Source organism: Shewanella sp. SM20 (assembly GCF_025654545.1).
In the GTDB taxonomy this organism is placed as follows: Bacteria; Pseudomonadota; Gammaproteobacteria; order Enterobacterales; family Shewanellaceae; genus Shewanella; species Shewanella oncorhynchi.
Map to the genome: position 1 here is coordinate 1 of NZ_JAKKRK010000011.1, position 23,589 is coordinate 23,589.

Genomic DNA, 23,589 nt, shown 5'->3' on the forward strand with positions numbered 1-23,589 from the left:
AGTTGAGGTAGATTTTTGATGCTTATCATAGCCGAGGTGCTCGTCCATTTCGGCATTAAGGGCGGCCTCAACCGTTATCTTTTTAAGCATTTGACTGAATTGATTTAAGTCTTCAGGTGTTTTAATGCTTTTAGCTGCTTCTTTAGCAAAAGCTTCAATATCTTTGTTGTTCATGAGTAATCTGCCTATCCTTGACTCTCTATAGAGTACTTTTTGATAAGCAGTTACACAAAATTAGTTACAGTCTCTATATATAAGCACTTTAGGCACTATAGAATCAGGGCTTATAGGAGATTTTAGATTCAGGTACTTAACTAAACTTTCAGAACCATACTTATCTTCCATCCATTGCAATGATTGTTGTGTAAGTGGAAGAGCTATAGCTGTCAATGCAACTAATATCGTAGCTATGTACGTTATGATGCTTACAGTGTTTTCAAGGGAGTTTTTGACCACGTATTCAATTGGCCCTCCCATATACAGTTCATTAAGCACTTCTAACGCTTTATAAAGATACTCCATCTAGCAACCCACTACCTGTATTATGAATCACATGCTCGAAGCTGCTATACTAGCTGCTCACCATAACCACTTTAGCTCATAGTACATTGAATATTTTCATATGGTCAATCAGACACTTAAATATGGCTCGCAATAAGTGTGATAGCTCACTAATATCGCTTCATGTAGAAACTGCAAGATCTAACTATTAAGCTATCTTATTTCGATTCTTAATAGTGGTTTTAAAAGTTATCTAGAATCAGTAAACATAATTTGAGGCAGGAACTACAATATGATTAGGAAGTCGCAGCGAAACATTATTAGAAGTAGTTGCTTTGTCGAGTCGAAGCACAGGTAACAAATGGCAAATAACGAGGCCTTAAGCTACCGTGTTTGGCGTGTACATTGTGCTTGTGTACATGTACGAGGATTGTATATAGAATAAGCCAGTTACTATTTTTCAAATAACTGACTTTCCTAGGGAATATGGTCGGTATGAGAGGATTCGAACCTCCGACCCCTGACACCCCATGACAGTGCGCTACCGGGCTGCGCTACATACCGAAATTTTTTAAGTGAATTGAATTATCAGCCTTGATTTATTCAGTTATAACTTAGTGGCTATTTCAAGATAATTTCTTCAATCACTCATCACCTAAGATACTGTTTATGGGGTTTATCTTAAGTGAGTCAGAACTGTAGCAATTGCCTTGCAACTGCGCAAGGGCTTCATTACATCTCTTTGATCGACTGCTTAGTTTATGTTCTGAATGACACAATTTTCGTCGATAACCGTTCGGAAATGGCCTCATCCATTAGCTATACGACTCATCAGCCTGTTACTGACCAGAATTCAGCCTATGTTTACCTAGATAAAGCGGTGGCACTATTCGTCGTCTCAATAATTCATCCCAATAATTCGTTTCTTTAATCCGTTCCCAGAATCAGTTTCTACAAATTCATTTCTGTTATGGTTTTATATTGGGGGCTTCAATTGAAGCTCTGGGATAGAGGCATTGGGTTTATTTGTGCCATAATCACAGACAGTTAACACAAGCAAATTTTCAAAGGGACTTTTCTTTGCATTTACCCGCCTTCCAAACCGCCCATCTCAGACTGGCCATTATTCTGGGTGTATTCGGCTTAGTCCTGAATCTTTTTCCCATCCCTTTATTCGCTAATGTGCAATTGATTCTCGGCAACGTGGCCGTTGTGATAGTGGCAATACTCTTAGGACCTTGGTATGCGTTGATCACCGCCCTATTTACCGCAACGGGACTCATGATCGTGTGGTCGAGCCCGCACGTGTATTTACTGTTTTTACTCGAAGCATTATGGCTTGGTTTTGCAAGGCGCCGAGATATTCAAATACTCTATGCCAGTGTGAGTTATTGGGTGTTATTGGGGATCCCGCTGTTAGCTATTTATGTGGCTGTCATTGCTAAAATGCCCGCCAGCCACATTCCTTTTACTGCGATAAAACAAGCCGTTAATGGCATGATTTACGCTGCAATTGGTGAACTCTGTGTGGTTGCTATTCCAAGCCTATGGCATTTTAAAGGCAAGCTGACCAATCTTAACCGACGCACTTTTAGCTCGCAGCTCAGTTACTTGTTCACCTTAATCATTACTGTGAGTTTATTAGTTTCGTCATTAGCATTTAATCACTTTTTCATTGATAAACAACAGGTGTTGATTAATCGCAATCTGGACGATACGGCAACTCATTTGAGCCATGCAACCGACAACTACCTCGCTTACAACACCCAAGTCATCGCTAGCACGGCCAAGTTTTTGAGTCTGTCGAACGCTGGCATCAATGAGTGGCAGGCATTGCTATCGAGCATACACGATAGCAATCAAGGCTTTAAAACTATGCTGATTGCGAATGAACAAGGCAATTTGCTCGCTGCCAGTCCAATGGCCAATATTGTGAACTTAGATCGCCTAGCAGAAATCCCTTCTGTGATGGATAGGGAATACTTTATCCAAGCGTTTTATAACCATAAAACCTTTGTATCACCCGCATTTATCGGCAGAGGTTTTGGTAATGACGTAATCATTGCCATCAGTGCCCCTATTTTTAGTCCAAATGCTCCCAATCAAGCCAGAGGGATAGTCGAAGGCAGCTTAGATTTACGCTATTTTTCCAGCATAGATAAACAAAACCTGCACCATGAGCAGCAATCTATTTTACTGACCGATGAGAACAATAATCTGATTTATGCCTCCGAGGGGTTAGGACTCGCACCGTTCACCCCCTTGTCATTCAGCAAAGGCAGCGAGATATATCGCGCCCGGCTTCAACTGATGAACCTGCATAATCTAGACTCAAATACCCCTGAGTACATCTATGCCCAGCATAAGTTAAACAATGGGTGGCAACTCTATGTTTTAGAACCTTTTGTGCCGCTTTTAAAACTGGCTGAACGCCAATATGTCAACACGGTAATTTTGCTGTTTTGCTCCTTAGTCGGTGCCTGTTTTATTACTAAAGCCATCAGTAAGTTACTGACCGAACCTCTATCCCTTTTAGCGCAGCATTTCGGTCCCGCTAAGCAAGAAAAAATCAGTGACGAGAAGTTTGAGCATGATCTACTCGATAAAAGTACCCCTAAAGAGATCTATAGCTTGTATGAAAGTTTGGCCTCAAACCAGCAAACCTTACTCGAACACCAACAAGAACTTGAACAAAAAGTACAGCAGCGCACCCAAGATTTAGAGGCCGCTAATGTGAAATTAAAGGATTTAGCCGAGCGCGATCCGCTGACGAATCTCTATAATCGCCGTTATACCGAACACCAATTCCCGCTCATCCAACAGATGTGTGAACGGGGTCAAGATGCTATGACACTTGCCATAATGGACTTAGACCACTTCAAACAAATCAATGATACTTATGGTCATTTAGGCGGCGACGAGTGTTTAAAAGTGGTTGCTAAACTCTTAACGTTACTCTTCAAACGGGATATTGATTTAATCTCGCGCTACGGCGGCGAAGAGTTTTTGCTGATTTTGCCTATGTGTAATGCCCTGAAAGTCGAAGCACATCTTAATGAATTTAAACAGCAACTCGCTGATACTGTGATCATCAATCCGCAGGATAATCGAAGCTTCAATGTCACGGCGAGTATTGGCGCTGTGATTGCCAATGCCACCTATAGCGACTCTTTAGAGCACTGGCTTAAGCAAGCCGACAATAACTTGTATCTAGCAAAGGAACAGGGGCGTGATCGAGTGGTTTGCAGCCTGATTGTTTAACTGGCGCTTGTTTAGGAGAAAGCTGTTGAAGAGGCAGTCGTTCAAAGGTAAAGAAGGTTTAGGCCAGATTAGCTGAGCGGCGTTCAATCACTATTGGATTGCGCAGCATTGTACTAAATGCTAGCAGGTTAAGCTGCATGGCTCTGCTTGATCCTGAGCGCACATTTACATAGTGTGATCATCAATAACCGCTCAGGCGTTATGACACTGAGCGGTTAATCAATCACAAAATCCTAGTGCATATGCGCAAGTCGATACTCATCCATGCGCTCGAGTAGATATGGGAAAAAGGGATTCCATTTCTGGCGCAACATTTCCGATGCCGACACGCTATATAAACCGCGCTCCCCCCGCGAAGCTGAGGCTCCAATTTGGATCCGATGTAAATCAGGCTGAATAACAGCGCCATAGAGGCCATCATCCACACCAAAGGGTAACGCAACATGGGACAAGGAATACACGCCAGCGGGCCAATACAAATCTAATGAACGCACTTCCTTACCTTCTGTGACCACGTTACCCAGCGCATCTAAACCAAAGCTGCGCGCTTGAACTTGCGTGGTTTCATTACTGATATTTTCCACCACAGTGCCACGATAATGTAACTCAGGGTTATTAATGTTCGCCAACAAGCCCGCAAGCGGATCATTGGACACCATCTTGGCATTTACATCGAGTCGGTTCATATCAAACAACACTAGCTCATGGCCTTTTTCAGGCAATGTTTGATACAGATTATTCACCACCGCCGCGGTTGAAACGGTTGCATCCACTACCGACTGAAAGGTGAGTATCGACGGAACTTGCGCCCGTTGCTGCGGCGTTAATCCTGCCAATAAACCTTGGTTACGCAGGGCTAATTGATAAACTACATCGCCCGCATTAACCGCAAAAGAGGTGTATTTAAAGGGATCGTACTCTACTTGAATACTGTTCCATTGCAGTTTATCCAGCTCCAACAATCGTCCTATCCAACTCTGCCAGCGTGCGGCCGCCGCAGATGGCGCTAGCCCTATCGCGGGAGAGATAAAAATCATTCCATCATAATCAGGGGCTTTATCATGGCTTATACGTTCTAACTCATGGTTCAGCGCGACGGCGGCACCCGTCGAAAAAGCCACCACAAATAATGGTTTATCTTTCAGAGTTTGCCGCATATGCGCTGTGGCTAAATTAACCGCTGCGGCCAGATCTTGCCAATAAAGCTCAGTCAATCCACTTGGAATCGTGCCATGCCCTGGCAATCTTAAACCGAGCACATGGGCTTTACCTTTAAAGTGCGCCGCCACATTGGATAGAGCATAGGGCGAATCCGACATACCGTGGAGCAGTAATACTCCAAATTCGGCATTAGCCACAGGCCATTCATAACTGCGATTCCAGTTTTGTGGCCAATGGGCAGGATCAGATAAGCTATTTTTGACATAGCGGTTCACTGGAGAAAATTCATTGGCGGGAATCTTTTTGACAACTTTACGCTCAACTTCGGCGAATAAGCGGTCTTCTAGCGCTAAGTACTCATTAAAATTGGCAAGTTTGGTATTGTAATGGAACTCATTTTTTAGCTCGACCGTATGCCAAAGTGACAGCTCAGGGCGCGCATTAAGAAAATAGATCCCTGTCGCGAGTAACGCCACCACTATGCCAGTACTTGCATACACTGCAGCTAAAAATAGGTGTTTTGTCGAACCTATGATGATGGCCTTCATCGCTGTTCCTACATGAAGATAAAATGTGCAACTAGATTATACGGGTAGATAAAAACATCCTTCAAACGTTTTACCGCGATAAAAACCACTAGTGTAAGCAGTACAATTTAATCACTCCAATTTAGTCACTTCAATTTAGTCACCCCAATTTACTCATCTCGCAATTTTATTAGCCGCATAGGCCTTAATCGGGTTAGGATCGAAAATAGTCTTATTCCAACGAAACTTATACGCTCTCGATGATAATCGGTAATCCACACGCTAGGTTCGTCTACTATCTTCCTACAGCGCCGCTGGTACCTGAGAGCTGGCATTACACTCAGCCAGATGCTGTCGCGACTCTTATAGCTCTCAATGGCAATCATTGGCGTAAGATCTTCACTATTATGGCAAAAGTCAGCGCGGTTGGAGAAGATTGGCGCAGCTATCGTGACCAAGTGTTACTCAAGCAAAATGAACTGCTCTGCATAGGCGGCACTGAATTGATGGCAAACGCGAAGATCCATCTTGTCGCGGGGCAAGTAGCTGCAAATGCTTTAGGGCTCACCATGTCCGTGAACGATTCCGGTGCGCAGCATTTAACTGCCCAAAATAAATCCATAACCGCACTTAAGCTGCCATCTTCGCTAGGACAGCATTTTTTACTCACGCCCTATTTGGATTATCGCCAATACCCAAACCAACTGATCGCCCTGACACGCCAACACTTAGCAACGCCAGAGCCCCAACACAGTGAATAATTCCATTATGATTGTGGTAACGGCTGTCACCACAGCATTAGTCACCAAATAACAAAGGCATAAAAAAGCACTCGTGAACAGAGTTCAAACGAGTGCATATTCAAGGACGATTCAGGGTTAGTCGTAAATGGTTGGAATAGGCTGACGTTTATGCTGTGTCGCCTTATAAATACCAATCAACTTGTCCTCAACCGCCTTGCCAACGTCTTTACCCTCAAGGAAATCATCGATTTGCGCATAGGTTAAGCCAAGCGCGACTTCATCTTCGAGTAAGGGTTTATTGTCTTCTAAATCCGCGGTCGGCGCTTTATAGACTAACGATTCTGGCGCGCCAAGATACGCGGCGAGTTGGCGAACTTGGCGCTTGTTAAGACCAAATAATGGCGCTAAATCGCAGGCACCATCGCCCCATTTAGTGTAAAAACCTGTGATATTTTCGGCGCTGTGATCTGTCCCCACCACTAACCCACCTACGAGTCCAGCGAGTTCGTATTGCGCTATCATCCGCATACGGGCTTTGACGTTACCCTTCACAAAATCAACCTTCGCCACATCGGGCAAAGGCAATCCAGCTTCGACTAACGCGGCAACAGCAGCGCTATGCACACCATCAACGCCTTGATGCACATTCACAGTGACCAACTTAGAGGGCTGAATAAACTGACAGGCTAATTGCGCCTCATGCTCATCTTTTTGGATCTGATAGGGTAATCGCACAGCGATAAACTGATAACCACCTTGGCTATTTTCTTGGTTTAAACTGTCCACCGCTAACTGACACAAACGCCCAGCAGTAGAAGAATCCACCCCACCGCTGATCCCTAATACCAATGCCTTGCTACGTGCTTCTTTTAGTTTGGTTTTAATAAACGCGACACGACGTTGCACTTCGAACTCAGGCTCTATGGCCGTGAGTACCTTCATTTCTCTTAAGATTTGCGCTTTCACCGAAAATTCCACCTTAAATTATCGCTGTATTTGGACTACCTGAACCCGACTAACGTTAACATTTATTCGCAACTGCCTGTAGTTAAAATTAGCGCTTGGCTGATTGATTGCTGATAAACGTCATAAAAATAAGGGCAACAACGGTTTGCCGTTATTGCCCTAGCGTAAATCAGTTAGCTTAATACAAATACAGCTATCGACTTATCTTTCCCAGTAGGATTCTTCTAAGCTATCTTCGCGCTCAGGTAAACCGCGGGATAAACGCGGGCTATGCTGGGCTAAGACTTCGTAGGCGACGCGGTTAGCGTACTTACACACTTGAGAAAACGAGGAATAACATAGGCCATCACGCTTATGTTTACTTGAGCCTGGCACGTTAGTCTTGTGGAAAGTATTGGCCGCCAGATCGTGCAATAACGCCGATAATGCGCCATCGCCAGCGCCATTAGTGTTACCGATTTTTTCTGGGCCGCCCATGTAAGGTGAAATGTGGGCAAACACTTTGATTGGTGTTTCACAGTCACTTTTAAGCTTTGGACGGGAAAATTCATAACGATTAAATTCAGGGATAGCACCCGGCAACAGCGTGTGAGTCGTTTCGCGTTTTTCTGAGTCCTCGGTATAACCCGCAGTATAAAGCCCGATTGGACCCGCTGTGGTTAATACCATGTCGCACCATTCCAAGGCTTTTTCACTGGCAAGTAGAGGATCGCGTGAACCCGTTAAGGCTTCACCTTCGTCTTCATTCATCGCCAAAATGGTGACATGTTCTTTGATGAAGTTTTGCCACCATTGCGGGTCTTCTTCAATCAAGAAACGCGTGCCTAAGGTTAATACCACGGGAACTTCGGCGGCTTTTGCATATTCGATAGCGCACATGGCCGCATTGGTAATACGGTCGCCATCACTGGCGCGCATCAAATACGCGGTCAACACTAAGGCTGAACTGCCCTGCACCACGTCTTTATCGATAAATTCAGGTGTGAGTTTATCCATAGCGCCTTTGCTGATCGCAAATGTTCGCTCGCCGCACTCAGAAATCAGGGTAAAACAGCGACCGATAGGACCATCTACAGGTTGTAGAAAGTTAAGGTCGACTTTAGAAGAGGTATTACATAAATAGCGGTAGGCGTAACTGCCCACTTCGATATTCTGACTCATTACCCCAAACAGCACTGAACGGTCATCGGCCAGAATAGAATAGTTGTGCACTGTGTTACCAATAGTGCCACCAGCAAATTCATCGCTAATCAAACCATGAATTTTTAACTCAGTGTAGAGTCTGTGGGCCTGTTCATCATTGATCAAGGTAGAATTGCCTTTGGGCAAGCCATAACGGCTCAGCAATTCGTCTTCCACTTTCGCTTCGATATCCACTAAGGTTTGATCAATACCGCTGATATAGGTCGCAAACGGCTGAGGCTGTTGAGTCAGCTGTTCAAGCAGCGGATCTCGGGTTTTAACCGGAAAATAATGTTTAGATTTACGCTGACCGGGAAACTTCATAGTGGCTCTCTTTTCCTGGCATCCATGCTAATTGGCGTCTGCCGAGGCGGTCAAGCCAAGCAGCATCCTAAAAATATTGAGTCTAGGCTAGCGAGACAAAAAAACCACCCCTTAGCCGGAAGGGCGCAGATTCTATCACAAAATCAGTTCGAAGCCAGTGCTCCTATACCCAAGATACCGCTTGTTCTTGGATTAATTGCCGTAATAATTCAATGTGTAACTCATCGTCGTTCAAACAAGGGATAAACCGATAGTCGCTGCCACCCGCATGTAAAAAGGTTTCCTTAGCACCAATGGAGATTTCTTCTAAGGTTTCGAGGCAATCGGTCGCAAACGCAGGGCAAATCACATCGACACTTTTGATCCCTTGCGCAGGTAACTCGGCCAATAATTGATCGGCGTAGGGCGTGAGCCATTCTTCGCGGCCAAAGCGCGATTGGAAACACACTTGCCATTGCGACTCGCTAAGCGCCAGTTTTTGCGCCAACAGTTTAGCCGTGACAAAACACTGCTCACGGTAAGGATCGCCCTCTTTCACATAACGCAGTGGGATACCATGAAATGACAAGAGCAACTTGTCGGCCTGCCCATGGGTTTTCCAGTGGCGCGTCACACTGTGTGCCAGCGCCGCAATATAAGCGCTATGGTCAAAATAGTCTTTATTAAAGCGAACCTGCGGCATGTCACGCACGGTTTTAAGATAACGGGCAACAGCATCGAACACACTTGCCACCGTCGAGCAGGAATATTGGGGATACAAAGGCAGCACAATAATGCGCCCTGCCCCTTGATCTTTCAGGCGTTCAAATCCCGCATCGATGGAGGGATTGCCGTAACTCATGCCCAGTTCAACCGAGATGGTCTGGTTAAAGGTTGCACTTAAGTCCACCGCCAGTTTTTGTGCTTGGCGTGCACTTATCACCATCAAGGGCGAGCCTTCCGGCGTCCACACGCTTTGGTAAAGTTTCGCGACTTTAGCCGGACGGGTGTTGAGAATAATACCGTTCAACAGCGGTTGCCAAATCCACGGCGATAAATCGACGACACGGGGATCACTTAAAAACTGCCTTAAAAAGCGTTTAACGGCCTTAGGACTAGGTTGATCAGGCGTGCCGAGGTTAACCAATAACACACCAAAAGCAGGGGAAGGATTCAACGTTAGGCTCATGGTTAATGAAGTTCACTTGGAGGCTAACATTGCGATACCCATAAAAAAAGCCTGCATCGGCAGGCTTTTTCTTAATATGAGAACTTGTTCTCGTAAATTAACCTTTATTCGGTTATTTCAACACTCTAGCTAACTGCTCACTCACGGCCGCAACCGATTGAGTACCGTCAAACTTGTTGTATTGAGTTTGGCCAGCGGCAGCCACTTTACCGTAGTATTCAACGAGCGGCTTAGTTTGCTCGTGATAAATCGCGAGGCGTTTACGCACTGTGCTTTCTTCGTCATCTGGACGAATAGCTAAATCTTCGCCCGTCACGTCGTCTTTACCTTCCACTTTAGGTGGATTGAAAACCACATGGTAAACACGGCCAGAACCTGGGTGAACACGGCGACCGCTCATGCGCTTAACGATTTCTTCGTCTGGCACGTCGATTTCAATCACGTGATCAATGCTAATACCGTTTGCCGCCATCGCATCCGCCTGTGGGATAGTACGTGGGAAACCGTCTAACAAGAAACCTTTAACACAGTCTTCCTGTGCGATACGCTCTTTAACCAGACCGATGATCAGATCATCAGAAACCAGTTGACCAGCATCCATCACTTTTTTCGCTTCCAAACCCAGTGGAGTACCCGCTTTTACCGCGGCACGTAACATATCACCAGTGGAAATTTGTGGGATACCATACTGTTCCATAATGAACTGGGCCTGGGTACCTTTACCGGCACCTGGGGCGCCCAATAGGATAATGCGCATCTCAAGAGTCCTCTTTTCGCATTGATATTCTTCTTAGGGCGGCGATCTTCGCACATCTGGCCGCCATTGAGAAGGGTTTTAGCTTCGACTTTAGCCTCAGAAACCGCAAATAAACTGCGGTTACTAAGCGATTTTTTTCATTAATAGAGCAAAGTATAGAGCTTACGGCGGTATTGATTGGCTATGGGATTACCTTGGCCAAGTGCCGTTAATACTTCCATAAATACTTGTTTTACTGTGCCATTTTCAGCACCTAAATCTTTACTGAGCACACCGAATAACAGTTCTAATGCTTCATCATCGCGGTGGGCAGCATGCAATGCCTTACTCAGCTCGAGTAATAACACTAAATCTGTTGGATTTTGCTCAAACTTTTGCTGCAAATCGCGAATTTCAGGGGTATCCGCCGCATCTAAGGCAAGTGCGAGCTTAGCTTTTAAACTCTGGTAGTAACCATCTTGGTCAGCAAGCCCTACCTTCTCAAGCATGGCTTGTGCTAACACTAATTCGCCCTGCATCAGATACACATCGGCAAGCACTAGACTCACCTCACCCGCTTGATTTGACCCTGTATGTGCTTCTTTAAGCAACACAGCTGCAGTAGCAAGATCTTCTGCACTTACTTGACTCAAGGCGAGCAATGCTTTGGCCTGTGCTAACTGTAACTGCCACATAGGCGGCAAATGTTTATCCAGCATAGCTGTGACTTGCGCCGTATCTTGCAGGCCAGCAAAACCATCGACAGGCTGACCTTTATCCAATACTAACGTGGTCGGTAGACTTTGAATGCGAAAGTAATTGGCGATTTCTAATTCGGCTTCACAGTCGACTTTAGCGAGCACGAAACGACCCGCATTTTGCGCGGCAATTTGCTCTAAGGTGCGCAGCATAGCCACACTTTGTTCCTGTGGCTGTGCCCAAAATGCTAACACCACGATCTGTTGCATCGAGGCGTCAACCACTTGCTGAATATTGTCTTTAGTCAGGCTGAGGATATTGTCCATAGTATTCCCTTAACGTTTAAGGCCTCAATCATGGGAGGCCTTATTCTTTTAAAACTAAGCGTTAGCACTCAGTTTCAACGCGCTATTTTAAAATCGTTGTCTTAACAGCTTGTATTATCGCTAATGAATTGAGTGACAGGCTAGGCGCAAACCACTCTTCCTGCACTAGAAACAATATCGGGGCCGTTCAAAGAAGGGCCCCGATAGTCATTTACTTCATGTTAGCCAGTAACATTTGGTTCATCAGCTTGATAAAGGCCGATGGGTCCGCAAGGCTACCTTTTTCAGATAATTGCGCCTGTTGCAGCAGCAGATTTGACCAATCCGCGAAGACGGCTTCATCTTGAAGATCATTTAAGCGCGATACTAATGGGTGCGCTGGGTTGATCTCAAATGTCGGCTTCACTTCTGGCACAGGTTGACCCGCAGCTTGCATCAGCTTAATCATCTGAGTCGACATTTCGCCTTCACCCGCCACCACACAGGCTGGGGTGTCAGTTAAGCGTGACGTAACTTTCACATCCGCAACGGTTGAGCCTAATGCCGCTTTAATGCGTTCAACTAAAGCTACCGATTCTTGCTCAAGCTTTTCTTGCGCTTCTTTTTCAGATGCATCTTCCAGCTCGCCAAGTTCTAAATCACCACGGGTCACTGAGTGCAGTTGTTTCTCTTTGTACTCAGTTAAGTGGTTGATTAGCCACTCGTCGATACGCTCTGACATCAGTAAGACTTCAATGCCTTTCTTACGTAACAACTCTAAATGTGGGCTGTTAGCGGCGGCTTCATGGCTGTCGGCAACAATGTAGTAAATCTTAGTTTGACCTTCTTTCATGCGGCTGATGTAGTCATCAAGTGACACAGTCGGCGCAGCACTGCCCGTATGGGTCGAGGCAAAACGCAATAAGCCAGCAATACGCTCACGGTTGGCGAAATCTTCCGCAGGCCCTTCTTTCAGCACTTGCCCAAATTCAGCCCAGAACTGTTGATATTTTTCCGCATCGTCTTTCGCCAGTTTTTCCAGCATGCCAAGCACACGTTTGGTGATACCAGTACGCATCGCTTTGGTCACGTGGTTATCCTGCAGAATTTCGCGGGATACGTTCAGCGGCAGATCGTTTGAGTCAATTAAGCCCTGCACGAAGCGCAGATAAGATGGCATAAATTGCTCAGCGTCATCCATGATGAACACACGTTGCACAAACAGTTTTAGGCCGTGTTTACGGTCGCGATTCCACATATCCCAAGGCGCTTTTGCAGGAATATACAATAGGTTAGTGTATTCTTGCTTACCTTCTACCCGATTATGACTCCACAGTAGTGCGTCTGTGTAATCGTGGGAAATGTGTTTGTAAAACTCTTGATACTCTTCGTCACTGATATCAGCTTTATTGCGCATCCACAAAGCCGTGGCTTTGTTCATGACTTTCCATTGACCTTCGGTCGCAGGAATTTTTTCGCCATCAGGACCATCACGCTCTGGCGAGCCTTCTTGCCACATTTCGACTGGCACAGAGATATGATCTGAGTATTTAGTGATGATCGAACGCAGGCGCCAATCATCGGCAAATTCTTTTTCTTCGTCACGCAGGTGCAGCGTAATTTCAGTACCACGGCTCGCCTTAGTGATGGTATCAACGGTGAAGTTACCCTCGCCTTCTGATTCCCACAATACGGCTTCATCGGCCTTATGACCAGCAGCACGGGTACGAACGGTGACTTTTTTCGCCACGATAAAAGCCGAATAGAAACCGACACCGAACTGACCGATTAGCTGGGAATCCTTTGAGGATTCGCCCGATAGATTCTTAAAGAAATCAGCGGTGCCTGATTTTGCGATTGTGCCTAAATGCTCAATCACGCCGTCGCGGGTCATACCCACGCCGTTATCTTCGATGGTCACAGTGCCTTTTTCTTTATCGGCACTGATACGGACTCGCAGTTCACCGTCGCCTTCATAGAGTGCGTCATTGGTCAACGCCAGATAACGCAGCTTGTCCGCCGCATCCGCAGCGTTGGAGACCAGTTCACGCAAGAAAATTTCTTTGTTGGAATACAAAGAATGGATCATCAAATGCAACAGCTGTTTGACTTCTGTTTGAAAACCATGAGTTTCTTGTTGTGACATGAAATTTTCCTTTATTTGTTACGCAATTTGGTAAAAGTAACGCTTAGTGTTTACTAAATGGGGCTCCAAATTTGCTTTTCAAGGGCAAGGGCTAAAACGAGGTTCGAATGGCGAAAAATAAGGCGCTTGATGAATACCAAGCGCCTATATGTATGCTTTCAACATCAACCTGCACGAGGCGTTAGTCTTGGGCTAATTCTTTTTCTAACTGTTGGGCGATAGCTTCGGGCGATCCGCTGTTGCGGGCAAAGAGTCCATAAGCGGCGGGGATCACGAAGATAGTGAATAAGGTTGCCAGTAAAATCCCCGACAACACCACTACACCAATCACAAAACGAGTTTCAGCACCCGCGCCTACCGCCAATACCAATGGCACGGCGCCAGCTGCAGTGGTGATCCCTGTCATTAAGATAGGCCGTAACCGCTGCGCTGACGCTTGAATAATGGCCTTATCAAAATCAACGCCTTTATCCCGCAATTGATTAGCAAACTCGACAATCAAGATGCCATTTTTCGCGGCTAACCCGACCAGCATAATAATGCCTATCTGACTGTAAATATTAAGACTCTGCCCCGTAAGCCACAAACCAATTAAGGCTCCGACGGTAGCCAGCGGCACAGTAAGCATGATCACCACAGGGTGGATATAACTCTCAAACTGCGCCGCGAGCACGAGGAATACAATCCCCAGTGCGAGGATGAATACGAAGTACATAGAGCTACCCGACTCTTGATAATCGAGGGATTGGCCCTTGTAGCTAATCACCGCTTCCGCTGGCAAATAGGTACGCGCCAATTGATTCATGTAATCAAGGGCTTCACCCAGACTATAGCCATCTTCTAAACTGGCTTCTATGGTGATCGCGCGCATACGGTTGTAACGGTTCAGCGAACTAGCGTCGGCAAACTCCTCCACAGTCACTAAGTTAGACAGCGGAATAAGCTCCTGACTGCGCTCGGAACGAACATAGATATTTTGCAGATCCGCCGCAGTATTTTGATTATCGCGCTCGCCTTCAACGATCACATCGTATTCTTCACCGTCACGCATAAACGTCGTCACTAAGCGTGAGCCCAGCATGGATTCCAACGTACGGCCAATGTTTGAAATCGACACTCCAAGGCTCGCGGCTCTGTCTCTGTCGATGACGACACGAAGTTGAGGCTTAGTCTCTTTATAATCATGATCTAATCCCAATAATTTGGGATTCTGTGCCGCCTTTTGCATCATGACATCGCGCCAGCGGGCAAGCTCTTCGTAGCTAGGTCCACCAATCACAAATTGCACAGGTTTACCTACGCCGCGACCAAAGGCTTGGCGCATTACAGGGAACGCTTGCACCCCGGCGAGATTGGCAAGACGCTTATTAATGTCGACGATAACTTCCTTTACTGGACGACGTTTGCCCCAATCTTCCAGTACTATGATTGCCATACCGTTAGAGAAATCCGCCGCGCGGCCAAAGCCACGGGGGGCACGAATGAGCAGACGTTTGATATCACCCGTTTCGACCAATGGCATCAAGCGGTTTTCCACTTCATTCATATAGGATTCTATGTATTCGTAACTCGCGCCCTGTGGCCCGTTGACCATCAAGAATAACGAACCACGGTCTTCCTGTGGCGCAAATTCTTGCGGTACTTTTTGGACTAAATAGACACTAGAGCCTAATGCGACTAACACCAGAATCGACACCAATATCGGGTGGGCCATGGCGGATTTTAAGGACAATTGATACCGGTTTGACACTTTTGTCATTATGCCGTCGACCTTACGTACCAACCAAGAATCCTGCGAGCTCGGCTTAAGCAACTTAGAGCACATCATAGGCGTGAGTGTGAGCGCCACTAGGCTAGAGAACAGGACCGCCGCACTCATGGTCACAGCAAACTCTTTAAATAATTTACCTAAGTCACCCTCAAGGAAAGTGATTGGCATAAATACCGCGACCAACACGAGTGTGGTCGCGATAACAGCAAAAGCCACTTCACGCGCACCGAGGAAAGCAGCTTTGAGTGGGGAATCTCCTTCTTCGATACGTCTATGGATGTTTTCCAGCATCACAATCGCATCATCCACCACCATACCGATGGCGAGGATCATCGCCAATAAGGTCAAGAGGTTAATGGTATAACCTAGCGCATACAGCACAATAAAGGTGCCGAGCAAAGATACTGGCACAGTGATCGCGGGGATTAACATAGCGCGCACACTGCCAAGGAACAGATAAATCACGATAATCACTAAAATCATCGCTGTGAACAGGGTTTGATACACTTCTTTAATCGAGGCTTCGATAAACACTGAGCTATCGTAGCTGCGTTTAATCGACATCCCCGCTGGCAAGGTCGGGTTGATTTTGTCAACCAGCGCATTCACTGCGCGCGCCACTTCTAACGTATTGGCGGTTGACTGTTTAGACACGCCTAAACCTATCATTGCCTCTTTGTTGCCACGGAACATAATCCGCTCTTCATCAGAGCCAATTTCCACCCGTGCGACATCGCTCAGTTTGACTAAATAACCGTCTTCCCCTTGGGTGATCACTAAATTTGCGAAATCTTCGGCAGTGCGATAACCCCGCTCCAGTCGCACTGTAAAGTGCCGCTCCTTCGACTCTATCGAACCAGCAGGTAACTCGACGTTCTCAGCTCTGAGCGCGGCCTCAACATCGGCAACCGTTAAACTGCGAGAGGCCAAGGCTTGTCTGTCAAGCCAAACGCGCATGGCGTAAACCTTACCACCACCAATACGCATCCGCGCCACACCATCGACCACCGAAAAGCGGTCCGACAAATAACGGTTGGTGTAATCGGTCAATTCTAGGGTCGTCATTTGATCTGACACAAGATTGAGCCACATGATCACTTCATCACTGCCATTGGCCTTTTGTACTTCTGGGGGATCAGCTTCATCGGGTAAATTGTCGAGTAAACCTGAGATCCTGTCGCGCACATCGTTAGCTGCATCTTCAATATTACGACTAATATCAAACTCTAAGGTAACTGATGAGCGGCCATCACTGCTCGATGAACTCACGTGACGAATGCCTTCGACGCCACTGATCCTGTCTTCAATCAATTGGGTAATGCGGCTTTCCACCACGGCAGCACTGGCACCGCGGTAATTCGTGTCGATAGATACCACTGGCGGATCTATGTTTGGGTATTCACGCAGGGGTAATTTATCAAAGGAGACAAGCCCGAAAGCGACCAGCAGCAAGCTGATCACTGAGGCAAATACGGGACGTTTGACCGAGAGATCAGTAAGGATCATACACTTGGCTCCGCGTTCGTATCGGCAAGATAACTAAACTTTTCCGCGAACTCAGTTTGCACTTTATCCCCAGGATGAACTTTCAGTAAGCCGCGGATCACCACGTTTTCGCCCAAGGCTAAACCGTCTAAGATCTCCACCCAGCCACGGGTGCGAATCCCAATAGTGACTTGTTTACGTTCAATCACCTTGTCAGCATTGACGCTGTAAACATAATGGCTGTTTTGGATCGGGATAATGGCAGATTCAGGCAACATCAAGGCCTCGCGGCTACGCTTGATGAGTTTGACCTTCATCAACATGCCCGGTAATAAACGCAGCTCAGGATTGGGGATTTCGGCGCGAACGATCACTGTGCGCGTGGTTGGATTCACGCGGCTATCAATCGATGTCACCACACCTTTGAAAGTCACATCAGGGAAAGCGACCGCTTTGGCTTCAACCTTTTTACCTGGCTCTAAATCTTGAATAAAGCGCTCTGGCACTGAAAAATCGAGCTTAATGGTAGAAATATCATCCAATGTCGTAATCACAGTGCCGGGTGACACTAAGCTGCCCACACTGATTTGACGTAAGCCTAAACGACCATTAAAAGGTGCCAGAATACTGCGATCATTGAGTGATGATTGCGCCTGTTCGAGCTCGGCACGGGTGGTATCAATAAGAGTTTGTAATCTGTCGCGCTCTAACTCGGCCACAGTGCGGCTAGTCACCAACGAACTGATCCGAGCTAATTCACGTTGATTATCACTGACTTTGACTTGCGCGGCTTTAACCTTAGCGATCTGCTCAGCATTTTGCAGTTGGACTAATAACTCGCCCTTTTTAACAATATCGCCGTCGTCAAATTTAAGCGCTATCACCATGTCGGTGACTTTAGGCGTTATCGTTACAGATTCTGCGGCTTTATTGCTACCAATAGCTTCAACTTCATCGCGAATGGGCGCCATAGCGGCAGTGGCAATCACCACATTAGGTATGAGTTTAATCTGGGCTGCAGCAATCTCTTGCGGTTGCATGGCTTGGTATCCAAACCATGCCGCGGCCAATATGGCGATTATTAGAATAATTTTTTTCATCGGGCTTCCAAGGAATGACTCGCATTAATGACGGCTAGTTTACTCACTCACATCATCGCATCAATACGTTTTACTTTTTCTTACAAATTACGCTGATAGCGCAAAATATGTATGATTAAGTGTCTTTGGCGATATCAATGGTTGAGTTGCCAGAATGCAGTTCGATAACAAGGTTGTTAAGTGATTAATTTTACTTATCACCAGTAACTCAACATTTATCACTAAAACCATTTGAAAAAGATTGGTATATAGATAATTAAATCCTGAAACACAGATCGCCTAGATAATCGACAACTCCCTGCTTAAAACTCAAATCGCAGCCAATAAAAAAGGGCGATAATTCGCCCTTTTCTAGTCAACTGCTGAAATTAACGTATTTGACGTTCTTCTTTCATCAGGTTTGACAGTGACTGGTACACATTGCTAACTACTTCATCGCTTAATGGCTGATCTTCGCCATCGCGAAGGAAGATTTTCGTTTCTTCTGGAGTATCACCATCTTCAAGCAGTAAACGGTAGCTACCTTCTTTCAGTGCTAACTTATCTTCGCCCCACAATGAACTCCAGAAACCAGAGTTATCGTCAAACTTGATAAAGTACAATCCTTTAGCACTATCCATATCGGCAATTTCAAAACCCATTTCTGGTAGCACTATGCGTAGACGATCCCACACTTGCTTGTAAGAGGCTTTAGCAGACCAGTAAGCTTTACCTTCTTCAGGCGTTACGAGATCAACATTAATACCTAAGGTTTGCTTCAAACGATTCGATTGGATCGCTTGGTCGCGCTTAACGCTGATATACGCAATGGCGCTGTTCAACATATCAATAGTGTATCTTTGCTTATCTTCACCGCTTAATAAAACTTGTTGCGCTTTATCGTCGTAGAACTCTTCGTGTTCAACTAAGTGAATAACGATATTTGCAGTGCGACCATGTGGACGCGTTTCCACGTCAAAACGATAGCGTTGGCGCAACAGATAAACTTTATCCGCACCCCACATGCTCGATTCAATCACTTCACGGCTTTCAATCCAATCGGTTTCTATGTTGCCTTTGTCAAAATCACGGCTACGAACAGCAATACCTTTTTGAGCAAAGAAACCATCTAAGTTTGTGAAGATTTCTTGTTTCAAATCCACAGCATTGTCGATGGATTCAACCACGATTTTAATGTTGTCACTGCCCTCTTCCACATGAGTACCTTCCGCCATTGGCAGTACTTGCAGTGGCGGACGGATATCTAAGTTTTTGCCATACAGCGAAGCATTCACTTTAGAACCCAGTGCTGGTACATCGAATTCTTTATTGTAGGGTGGCGTTTTTAATCCGGCAGGGATCTTAAGCAAAGGCGCTTGCTCAGCCTGAACATAGTCTTCAGTACCATTCGCTTGACGGCGATCGAGTGGCGAACTACAGGCTGCAACGGCAGCAACTAAGATCAGTGGGGTGACTTTCTTTAACATTAATTATTTAACCTCTATCTGGGCACGAGTCATTGCTTCTATCAACAGACCATGACATTGCTCAGAAAGTTCAGTCAAAGGTAAACGAATATGGCCACATTCAATCAAACCCATACGATGGGCAGCCCATTTAACTGGGATAGGATTGGCTTCACAAAAGAGTGTGCTGTATAAACCGCGCAGTGGTGTGTCTATGCTCAGCGCAAGCTCAGCATTGCCGGCAAGCGCCGCATCACACATAGCTTTAAAAGCCTTTGGTACTATGTTGTTAGCCACAGAAATTACGCCATTTCCACCTAAGAGTAAAAACTCTCTGGCAGTGGCATCATCACCGCTATACAAGAGGAAATCGTCGCCGCACAGTTCGCGCAGACGTTTTACACGGGATAAGTCACCGGTCGCCTCTTTTACACCAATAATGTTGCTTACGCTAACAAGCTCGGCAACAGTTTCTGGCAGCATATCAACGGCTGTACGGCCTGGAACATTATAAAGAATTTGTGGAATATCTGTGCTAGCGGCCACGGCTTTATAATGCGCAATCAATCCCTTAGGCGTTGGCTTATTATAATATGGCGTTACGCCAAGCATAGCGGCAACACCCACCTTAGATAAGGACTTGGTGAGCTCAACGGCTTCAGATGTGGCATTGGCGCCATTGCCACCAATGACAGGAACACGTCCCGCAGCAAATTTAACGGTTTGTGAAACGACCGCTACATGCTCAGGCATAGGCAGAGTCGCTGACTCGCCAGTAGTACCAACGGCCACAATGGCATCTGTGCCTTGGTCAATATGGAATTCGACTAACCTTTCAAGACTTGCAAAATCTACTGAGCCATCACTGTTCATTGGCGTGATTAAGGCTACGATGCTTCCGTTTATCATCTGACTTTCCCCAAGATTTCAGGATTCGCTATGGTACTGATGCCAACCACTAATGACAAGCATTAACGGGGCTCTCAAATTGAATTAGTTATGGTAGCATTACATCCCGCACAAAAACTCAGCTTTAACCCTGAGTTTTCGCTCTATGATATCGAAAAAGTGAGGAAAATTCATGACCAATTTCCTGGTCGTAACAGCGATGGGTCTCGACCGTCCTGGACTTGTAAGTAAACTAGCTCGACTTGCCAGTGACTGTGACTGCGATATCGTCGACAGCCGTATGGCATTATTTGGTAACGAATTTACCCTGATTATGATGTTGTCTGGCTCGTGGGCATCAATAACGAAAATTGAAAGTATGTTCCCCAGTCTCAGCGTTGAATTAGAACTGCTGACGGTGATGAAACGCACCTCTAAACACACACCACAAAACTACCTTTCTCGCCTCGAAGTACGCTTCACGGGTAAAGACCAACGCGGCACCATTAAACGCATTACCCAGTTCCTTGCTGACAGGTCATTAGATCTTGCCGCAGTACGTTCATTCTCTGAGGAACTCCCCGGTGGTGAACAAACACAAAATGTGTCGCTAACCATTAATATTCCTGAAAAAGTTGAACTAGAAAAGCTCGAACAGAGTATCTATCAGCTCGCCCAAGATATGACCTTAGATTGTACTATTCGTCGTATGGAAGGCACTGCCATCTTAGAGGACAGAGGATAATAGATGAATACCTTAACGGCTGGGGCAAAAGCGCCTCACTTTACACTGCAAGATCAACATGGTAACTCAGTATCACTGGCAGACAGCCTTAAGCAAGGCCCTGTTTTAGTGTATTTTTACCCGAAAGCATCAACGCCGGGTTGCACAGTTCAAGCCTGCGGTCTGCGTGACAGTAAAGCCGAGCTCGATAGTCATAATGTCACTGTATTTGGCATTAGCCCAGATCCTGTGGCTAAACTGGCTAAATTTGCAGAGAAACAAGCACTCAACTTCACTTTGCTGAGCGATGAAGACCACAGTGTCGCCGACGCTTTTGGGGTCTGGGGTGAAAAGAAATTCATGGGAAAAACCTATGATGGCATCCACAGATTAAGCTTCCTTATCAATACCGACGGCACCATCGCCCACGTATTCGATAAGTTTAAAACCAAAGATCACCATGAAGTCGTACTCGCGCAAATCGCGGGTTAATGACTAATATGACGACGAATACAAGGCTTCAAGCTGCTGCTTTAATCGGCACAAAAGTGTAAACGTTGTCAGTTGATCTTGGTAGCCTGAATAAATAATCGGCAATCGATAACGAAAAGGTCCTGAAATCAGGACCTTTTTCATGAAAAATTTTCACTTTCATATCACAAGATACGTTCTAACCGAGCAAAAAAACCGCAAAAGTATTCAGCTATGCCCGTATTCTATGGCATCCCAACACCGGTTATCCTGCCACATAGGGCCAAATAATCGCAGCGGCAATGCTCCACATGGTTAACCAAATAAAACGGTCAAGATAACGCCATGCCGCTGGGCGAGTAAAAATAGGCGCTAACAAACGCGCACCAAAACTTAAGCCAAAAAACCAAATAAATGATGCCAGTACGGCACCCGCGCCAAACCAAGGCCGATCGAAATCATCAAATTGAGTGCTAATGCTGCCGAGCAACACCACAGTATCAAGATACAAATGCGGATTAAGTAAACTGATCCCAAGCGTCGTCAGTACGGCTTTCTTAAATGTATCCGCATTATCGGCCTGATCCATCTCAATGCCCTTAGCCACAAACGACGCCTTTAGCGCATTCGCACCATACCAGAGTAGAAACGCAGCACCACCGAAACTCGCCACATGCTTAATAGTGGGAAACGACTCAATAATATGTCCTAGCCCCGCGACACCCGCAGTGATCATCAGCGCATCAATAATAGAGCAGAGCAAGGCAATCGGTAACGGGTATGAGCGCTTGATGCCTTGCTTGAGCACAAAGGCATTTTGCGCGCCCACAGCAATAATCAAACTCCCACCAATCCCCATACCCTGTATAAATGCCGCTTGCATAACCACCTCTCATGTTCAAAGAAGGCGCTAGCATAGTCAAAACAACAAAATTAATATAACTAATGTTTTTTATGTATCATAAGTAAAATTAATAATGGTCCAAACACACTCATTTGAGGATGACTATGCTGGAATACGCGAATCTCAAAGCGCTCGCCGTTGTGGTCTCGGAAGGCGGTTTCGACCGCGCAGCCAAAGTGCTGCACATCACCCAGTCGGCTGTATCACAGCGCATTCGACAACTTGAAGAAAAAGTCGGTCAGTCACTGCTTATTCGCTCCAATCCTGTGGTCGCAACGCCCACAGGTAAGCGCCTGTTGCGTCACTATTCACAGGTACAATTACTCGAGAGTGAATTAAGAGCCGAGATGGACGCCGACGATCCCAACCATCCAACCACAGTGCGCATAGCTGTGAATGCCGACAGTTTGGCCACGTGGTTTTTACCTGCGCTAGCAGGCATGTTCAGTCGCCACGCTTGGTTATTGGAATTGATCGTCGATGACGAGTCTTACACCCATCATCTATTGAAAAATGGTGAAGCGGTCGGATGTGTCACCACAACCGAAGTGCCGATGGCGGGTTGCAGCAGTGAGTTTTTAGGCACCATGGAATATTTGTGTGTGGCCACGCCCGAATTTGCCGCGCGCCATTTTGGTGAGCCGAGCGACACTCAGTCACTTAGCAACACTCAGCTGTTTAACGGCATTAGCCAAGCCCAGTTAGCGAAGGCGCCTGCAGTAGTATTCTCCACCAAAGATAAGTTGCATGAGAAGTTTCTCGCCCAGTATTTCAATATGACGCCAGGGCAATGGTGGCAACATACGATCCCCTCCTCAGAAAGCTTTTTAGAAGCGATTAACTTGAGTTTAGGTTATGGACTCGTTGGGCATTTACAAGCTAAACCATTAATCGATAAAGGGATACTGATTGAGATCACCCCAGAACGGCGCATGCGCGTGCCGCTGTTTTGGCAGCATTGGAATATCAAAGCAAAACAAACGACACTGGTTTACCGTGCCCTTGCGGCAACAGCGCAGCATAATTTGCTGCAGGTATAAAAAATCGGGCTCAAACCAAAGTTTGAGCCCGATGTTAAAAGT

The 23,589-nt window shown here is 46.1% G+C and carries 17 protein-coding genes, 1 tRNA gene and 1 pseudogene; 5 read left to right on the plus strand and 14 right to left on the minus strand.

What is annotated here, in order from left to right; all coding sequences use genetic code 11:
* A pseudogene (locus L5M18_RS06390) lies at positions 1-174 on the minus strand (IS256 family transposase); the annotation flags it as partial.
* 814 nt (positions 175-988) lie between these two features.
* Positions 989-1,065, minus strand: a tRNA-Pro gene (locus L5M18_RS06395).
* 462 nt (positions 1,066-1,527) lie between these two features.
* Between L5M18_RS06395 and L5M18_RS06400 the strand changes: the two genes are divergently transcribed.
* On the plus strand, positions 1,528-3,762 hold the full coding sequence (locus L5M18_RS06400; protein ID WP_263196290.1) for a diguanylate cyclase: 2,235 nt from the start codon (positions 1,528-1,530) through the stop codon (positions 3,760-3,762).
* Positions 3,763-3,995: 233 nt separating this feature from the next.
* Here L5M18_RS06400 and L5M18_RS06405 read toward each other — a convergent pair whose 3' ends face one another.
* Positions 3,996-5,471, minus strand: coding sequence for an alpha/beta hydrolase (locus L5M18_RS06405; RefSeq protein ID WP_263196291.1), 1,476 nt, complete (start codon positions 5,469-5,471; stop codon positions 3,996-3,998).
* A gap of 239 nt (positions 5,472-5,710) precedes the next feature.
* On the opposite strand from L5M18_RS06405, the gene L5M18_RS06410 reads away from it, so the two are divergent.
* Positions 5,711-6,211 carry a DUF6942 family protein gene (locus L5M18_RS06410; RefSeq protein WP_263142437.1) on the plus strand — a complete coding sequence of 167 codons (501 nt, stop codon included), beginning with the start codon at positions 5,711-5,713 and terminating at the stop codon, positions 6,209-6,211.
* A 117-nt stretch (positions 6,212-6,328) separates the two neighbouring features.
* Here L5M18_RS06410 and nadE read toward each other — a convergent pair whose 3' ends face one another.
* From nadE to dapA, 10 genes are all read right to left on the minus strand, one after another.
* Positions 6,329-7,159 (minus strand): ammonia-dependent NAD(+) synthetase, encoded by an 831-nt coding sequence (gene nadE, locus L5M18_RS06415; RefSeq protein WP_212600171.1) that lies wholly within the window; start codon positions 7,157-7,159, stop codon positions 6,329-6,331.
* Positions 7,160-7,360: 201 nt separating this feature from the next.
* Positions 7,361-8,665, minus strand: a complete 1,305-nt coding sequence (locus tag L5M18_RS06420; protein WP_263196293.1) for an inosine/guanosine kinase — start codon at positions 8,663-8,665, stop codon at positions 7,361-7,363.
* Positions 8,666-8,828: 163 nt separating this feature from the next.
* Positions 8,829-9,833 (minus strand): ferrochelatase, encoded by a 1,005-nt coding sequence (gene hemH, locus L5M18_RS06425; RefSeq protein WP_263196294.1) that lies wholly within the window; start codon positions 9,831-9,833, stop codon positions 8,829-8,831.
* A gap of 112 nt (positions 9,834-9,945) precedes the next feature.
* On the minus strand, positions 9,946-10,590 hold the full coding sequence (adk, locus tag L5M18_RS06430; RefSeq protein ID WP_028759655.1) for an adenylate kinase: 645 nt from the start codon (positions 10,588-10,590) through the stop codon (positions 9,946-9,948).
* 140 nt (positions 10,591-10,730) lie between these two features.
* Positions 10,731-11,594: a co-chaperone YbbN gene (locus tag L5M18_RS06435; protein WP_263196296.1), complete on the minus strand. Its 864-nt coding sequence runs from the start codon at positions 11,592-11,594 to the stop codon at positions 10,731-10,733.
* A 211-nt stretch (positions 11,595-11,805) separates the two neighbouring features.
* Positions 11,806-13,719 (minus strand): molecular chaperone HtpG, encoded by a 1,914-nt coding sequence (htpG, locus tag L5M18_RS06440; RefSeq protein ID WP_263196297.1) that lies wholly within the window; start codon positions 13,717-13,719, stop codon positions 11,806-11,808.
* Positions 13,720-13,900: 181 nt separating this feature from the next.
* Positions 13,901-16,996, minus strand: a complete 3,096-nt coding sequence (locus L5M18_RS06445; RefSeq protein ID WP_263196298.1) for an efflux RND transporter permease subunit — start codon at positions 16,994-16,996, stop codon at positions 13,901-13,903.
* Positions 16,993-18,075 carry an efflux RND transporter periplasmic adaptor subunit gene (locus tag L5M18_RS06450; RefSeq protein WP_198572356.1) on the minus strand — a complete coding sequence of 361 codons (1,083 nt, stop codon included), beginning with the start codon at positions 18,073-18,075 and terminating at the stop codon, positions 16,993-16,995. Before L5M18_RS06450 ends, L5M18_RS06445 begins: the two co-directional genes overlap by 4 nt.
* A gap of 368 nt (positions 18,076-18,443) precedes the next feature.
* Positions 18,444-19,541: an outer membrane protein assembly factor BamC gene (bamC, locus tag L5M18_RS06455; RefSeq protein WP_263196300.1), complete on the minus strand. Its 1,098-nt coding sequence runs from the start codon at positions 19,539-19,541 to the stop codon at positions 18,444-18,446.
* Positions 19,542-19,544: 3 nt separating this feature from the next.
* Positions 19,545-20,429 carry a 4-hydroxy-tetrahydrodipicolinate synthase gene (gene dapA / locus L5M18_RS06460; RefSeq protein ID WP_263196302.1) on the minus strand — a complete coding sequence of 295 codons (885 nt, stop codon included), beginning with the start codon at positions 20,427-20,429 and terminating at the stop codon, positions 19,545-19,547.
* Between the two features lie 172 nt (positions 20,430-20,601).
* Between dapA and L5M18_RS06465 the strand changes: the two genes are divergently transcribed.
* Together L5M18_RS06465 and bcp are read left to right on the plus strand one after the other, a co-directional pair.
* Positions 20,602-21,153, plus strand: a complete 552-nt coding sequence (locus tag L5M18_RS06465) for a glycine cleavage system protein R (RefSeq protein ID WP_028759648.1) — start codon at positions 20,602-20,604, stop codon at positions 21,151-21,153.
* Positions 21,154-21,156: 3 nt separating this feature from the next.
* Positions 21,157-21,624 carry a thioredoxin-dependent thiol peroxidase gene (gene bcp / locus L5M18_RS06470; protein WP_113940881.1) on the plus strand — a complete coding sequence of 156 codons (468 nt, stop codon included), beginning with the start codon at positions 21,157-21,159 and terminating at the stop codon, positions 21,622-21,624.
* 244 nt (positions 21,625-21,868) lie between these two features.
* On the opposite strand, the gene L5M18_RS06475 is transcribed toward bcp, so the two are convergent.
* The gene (locus L5M18_RS06475; protein WP_028759646.1) at positions 21,869-22,486 is read right to left on the minus strand and encodes a LysE/ArgO family amino acid transporter; all 618 of its coding nucleotides are present in this window, start codon (positions 22,484-22,486) and stop codon (positions 21,869-21,871) included.
* A 125-nt stretch (positions 22,487-22,611) separates the two neighbouring features.
* On the opposite strand from L5M18_RS06475, the gene L5M18_RS06480 reads away from it, so the two are divergent.
* Positions 22,612-23,547: a LysR family transcriptional regulator ArgP gene (locus tag L5M18_RS06480; RefSeq protein WP_263196303.1), complete on the plus strand. Its 936-nt coding sequence runs from the start codon at positions 22,612-22,614 to the stop codon at positions 23,545-23,547.
* Positions 23,548-23,589: the final 42 nt, after the last annotated feature.

Coding starts and splice junctions, on each gene's coding strand:
- L5M18_RS06405 (WP_263196291.1), bottom strand. CDS start 5,471: ATGAAGGCCATCATCATAGGTTCGACAAAACACCTATTTTTAGCTGCA.
- L5M18_RS06410 (WP_263142437.1), top strand. CDS start 5,711: ATGATAATCGGTAATCCACACGCTAGGTTCGTCTACTATCTTCCTACA.
- L5M18_RS06420 (WP_263196293.1), bottom strand. CDS start 8,665: ATGAAGTTTCCCGGTCAGCGTAAATCTAAACATTATTTTCCGGTTAAA.
- hemH (WP_263196294.1), bottom strand. CDS start 9,833: ATGAGCCTAACGTTGAATCCTTCCCCTGCTTTTGGTGTGTTATTGGTT.
- adk (WP_028759655.1), bottom strand. CDS start 10,590: ATGCGCATTATCCTATTGGGCGCCCCAGGTGCCGGTAAAGGTACCCAG.
- L5M18_RS06435 (WP_263196296.1), bottom strand. CDS start 11,594: ATGGACAATATCCTCAGCCTGACTAAAGACAATATTCAGCAAGTGGTT.
- htpG (WP_263196297.1), bottom strand. CDS start 13,719: ATGTCACAACAAGAAACTCATGGTTTTCAAACAGAAGTCAAACAGCTG.
- L5M18_RS06445 (WP_263196298.1), bottom strand. CDS start 16,996: ATGATCCTTACTGATCTCTCGGTCAAACGTCCCGTATTTGCCTCAGTG.
- L5M18_RS06450 (WP_198572356.1), bottom strand. CDS start 18,075: ATGAAAAAAATTATTCTAATAATCGCCATATTGGCCGCGGCATGGTTT.
- bamC (WP_263196300.1), bottom strand. CDS start 19,541: ATGTTAAAGAAAGTCACCCCACTGATCTTAGTTGCTGCCGTTGCAGCC.
- dapA (WP_263196302.1), bottom strand. CDS start 20,429: ATGATAAACGGAAGCATCGTAGCCTTAATCACGCCAATGAACAGTGAT.
- L5M18_RS06465 (WP_028759648.1), top strand. CDS start 20,602: ATGACCAATTTCCTGGTCGTAACAGCGATGGGTCTCGACCGTCCTGGA.
- bcp (WP_113940881.1), top strand. CDS start 21,157: ATGAATACCTTAACGGCTGGGGCAAAAGCGCCTCACTTTACACTGCAA.
- L5M18_RS06475 (WP_028759646.1), bottom strand. CDS start 22,486: ATGCAAGCGGCATTTATACAGGGTATGGGGATTGGTGGGAGTTTGATT.
- L5M18_RS06480 (WP_263196303.1), top strand. CDS start 22,612: ATGCTGGAATACGCGAATCTCAAAGCGCTCGCCGTTGTGGTCTCGGAA.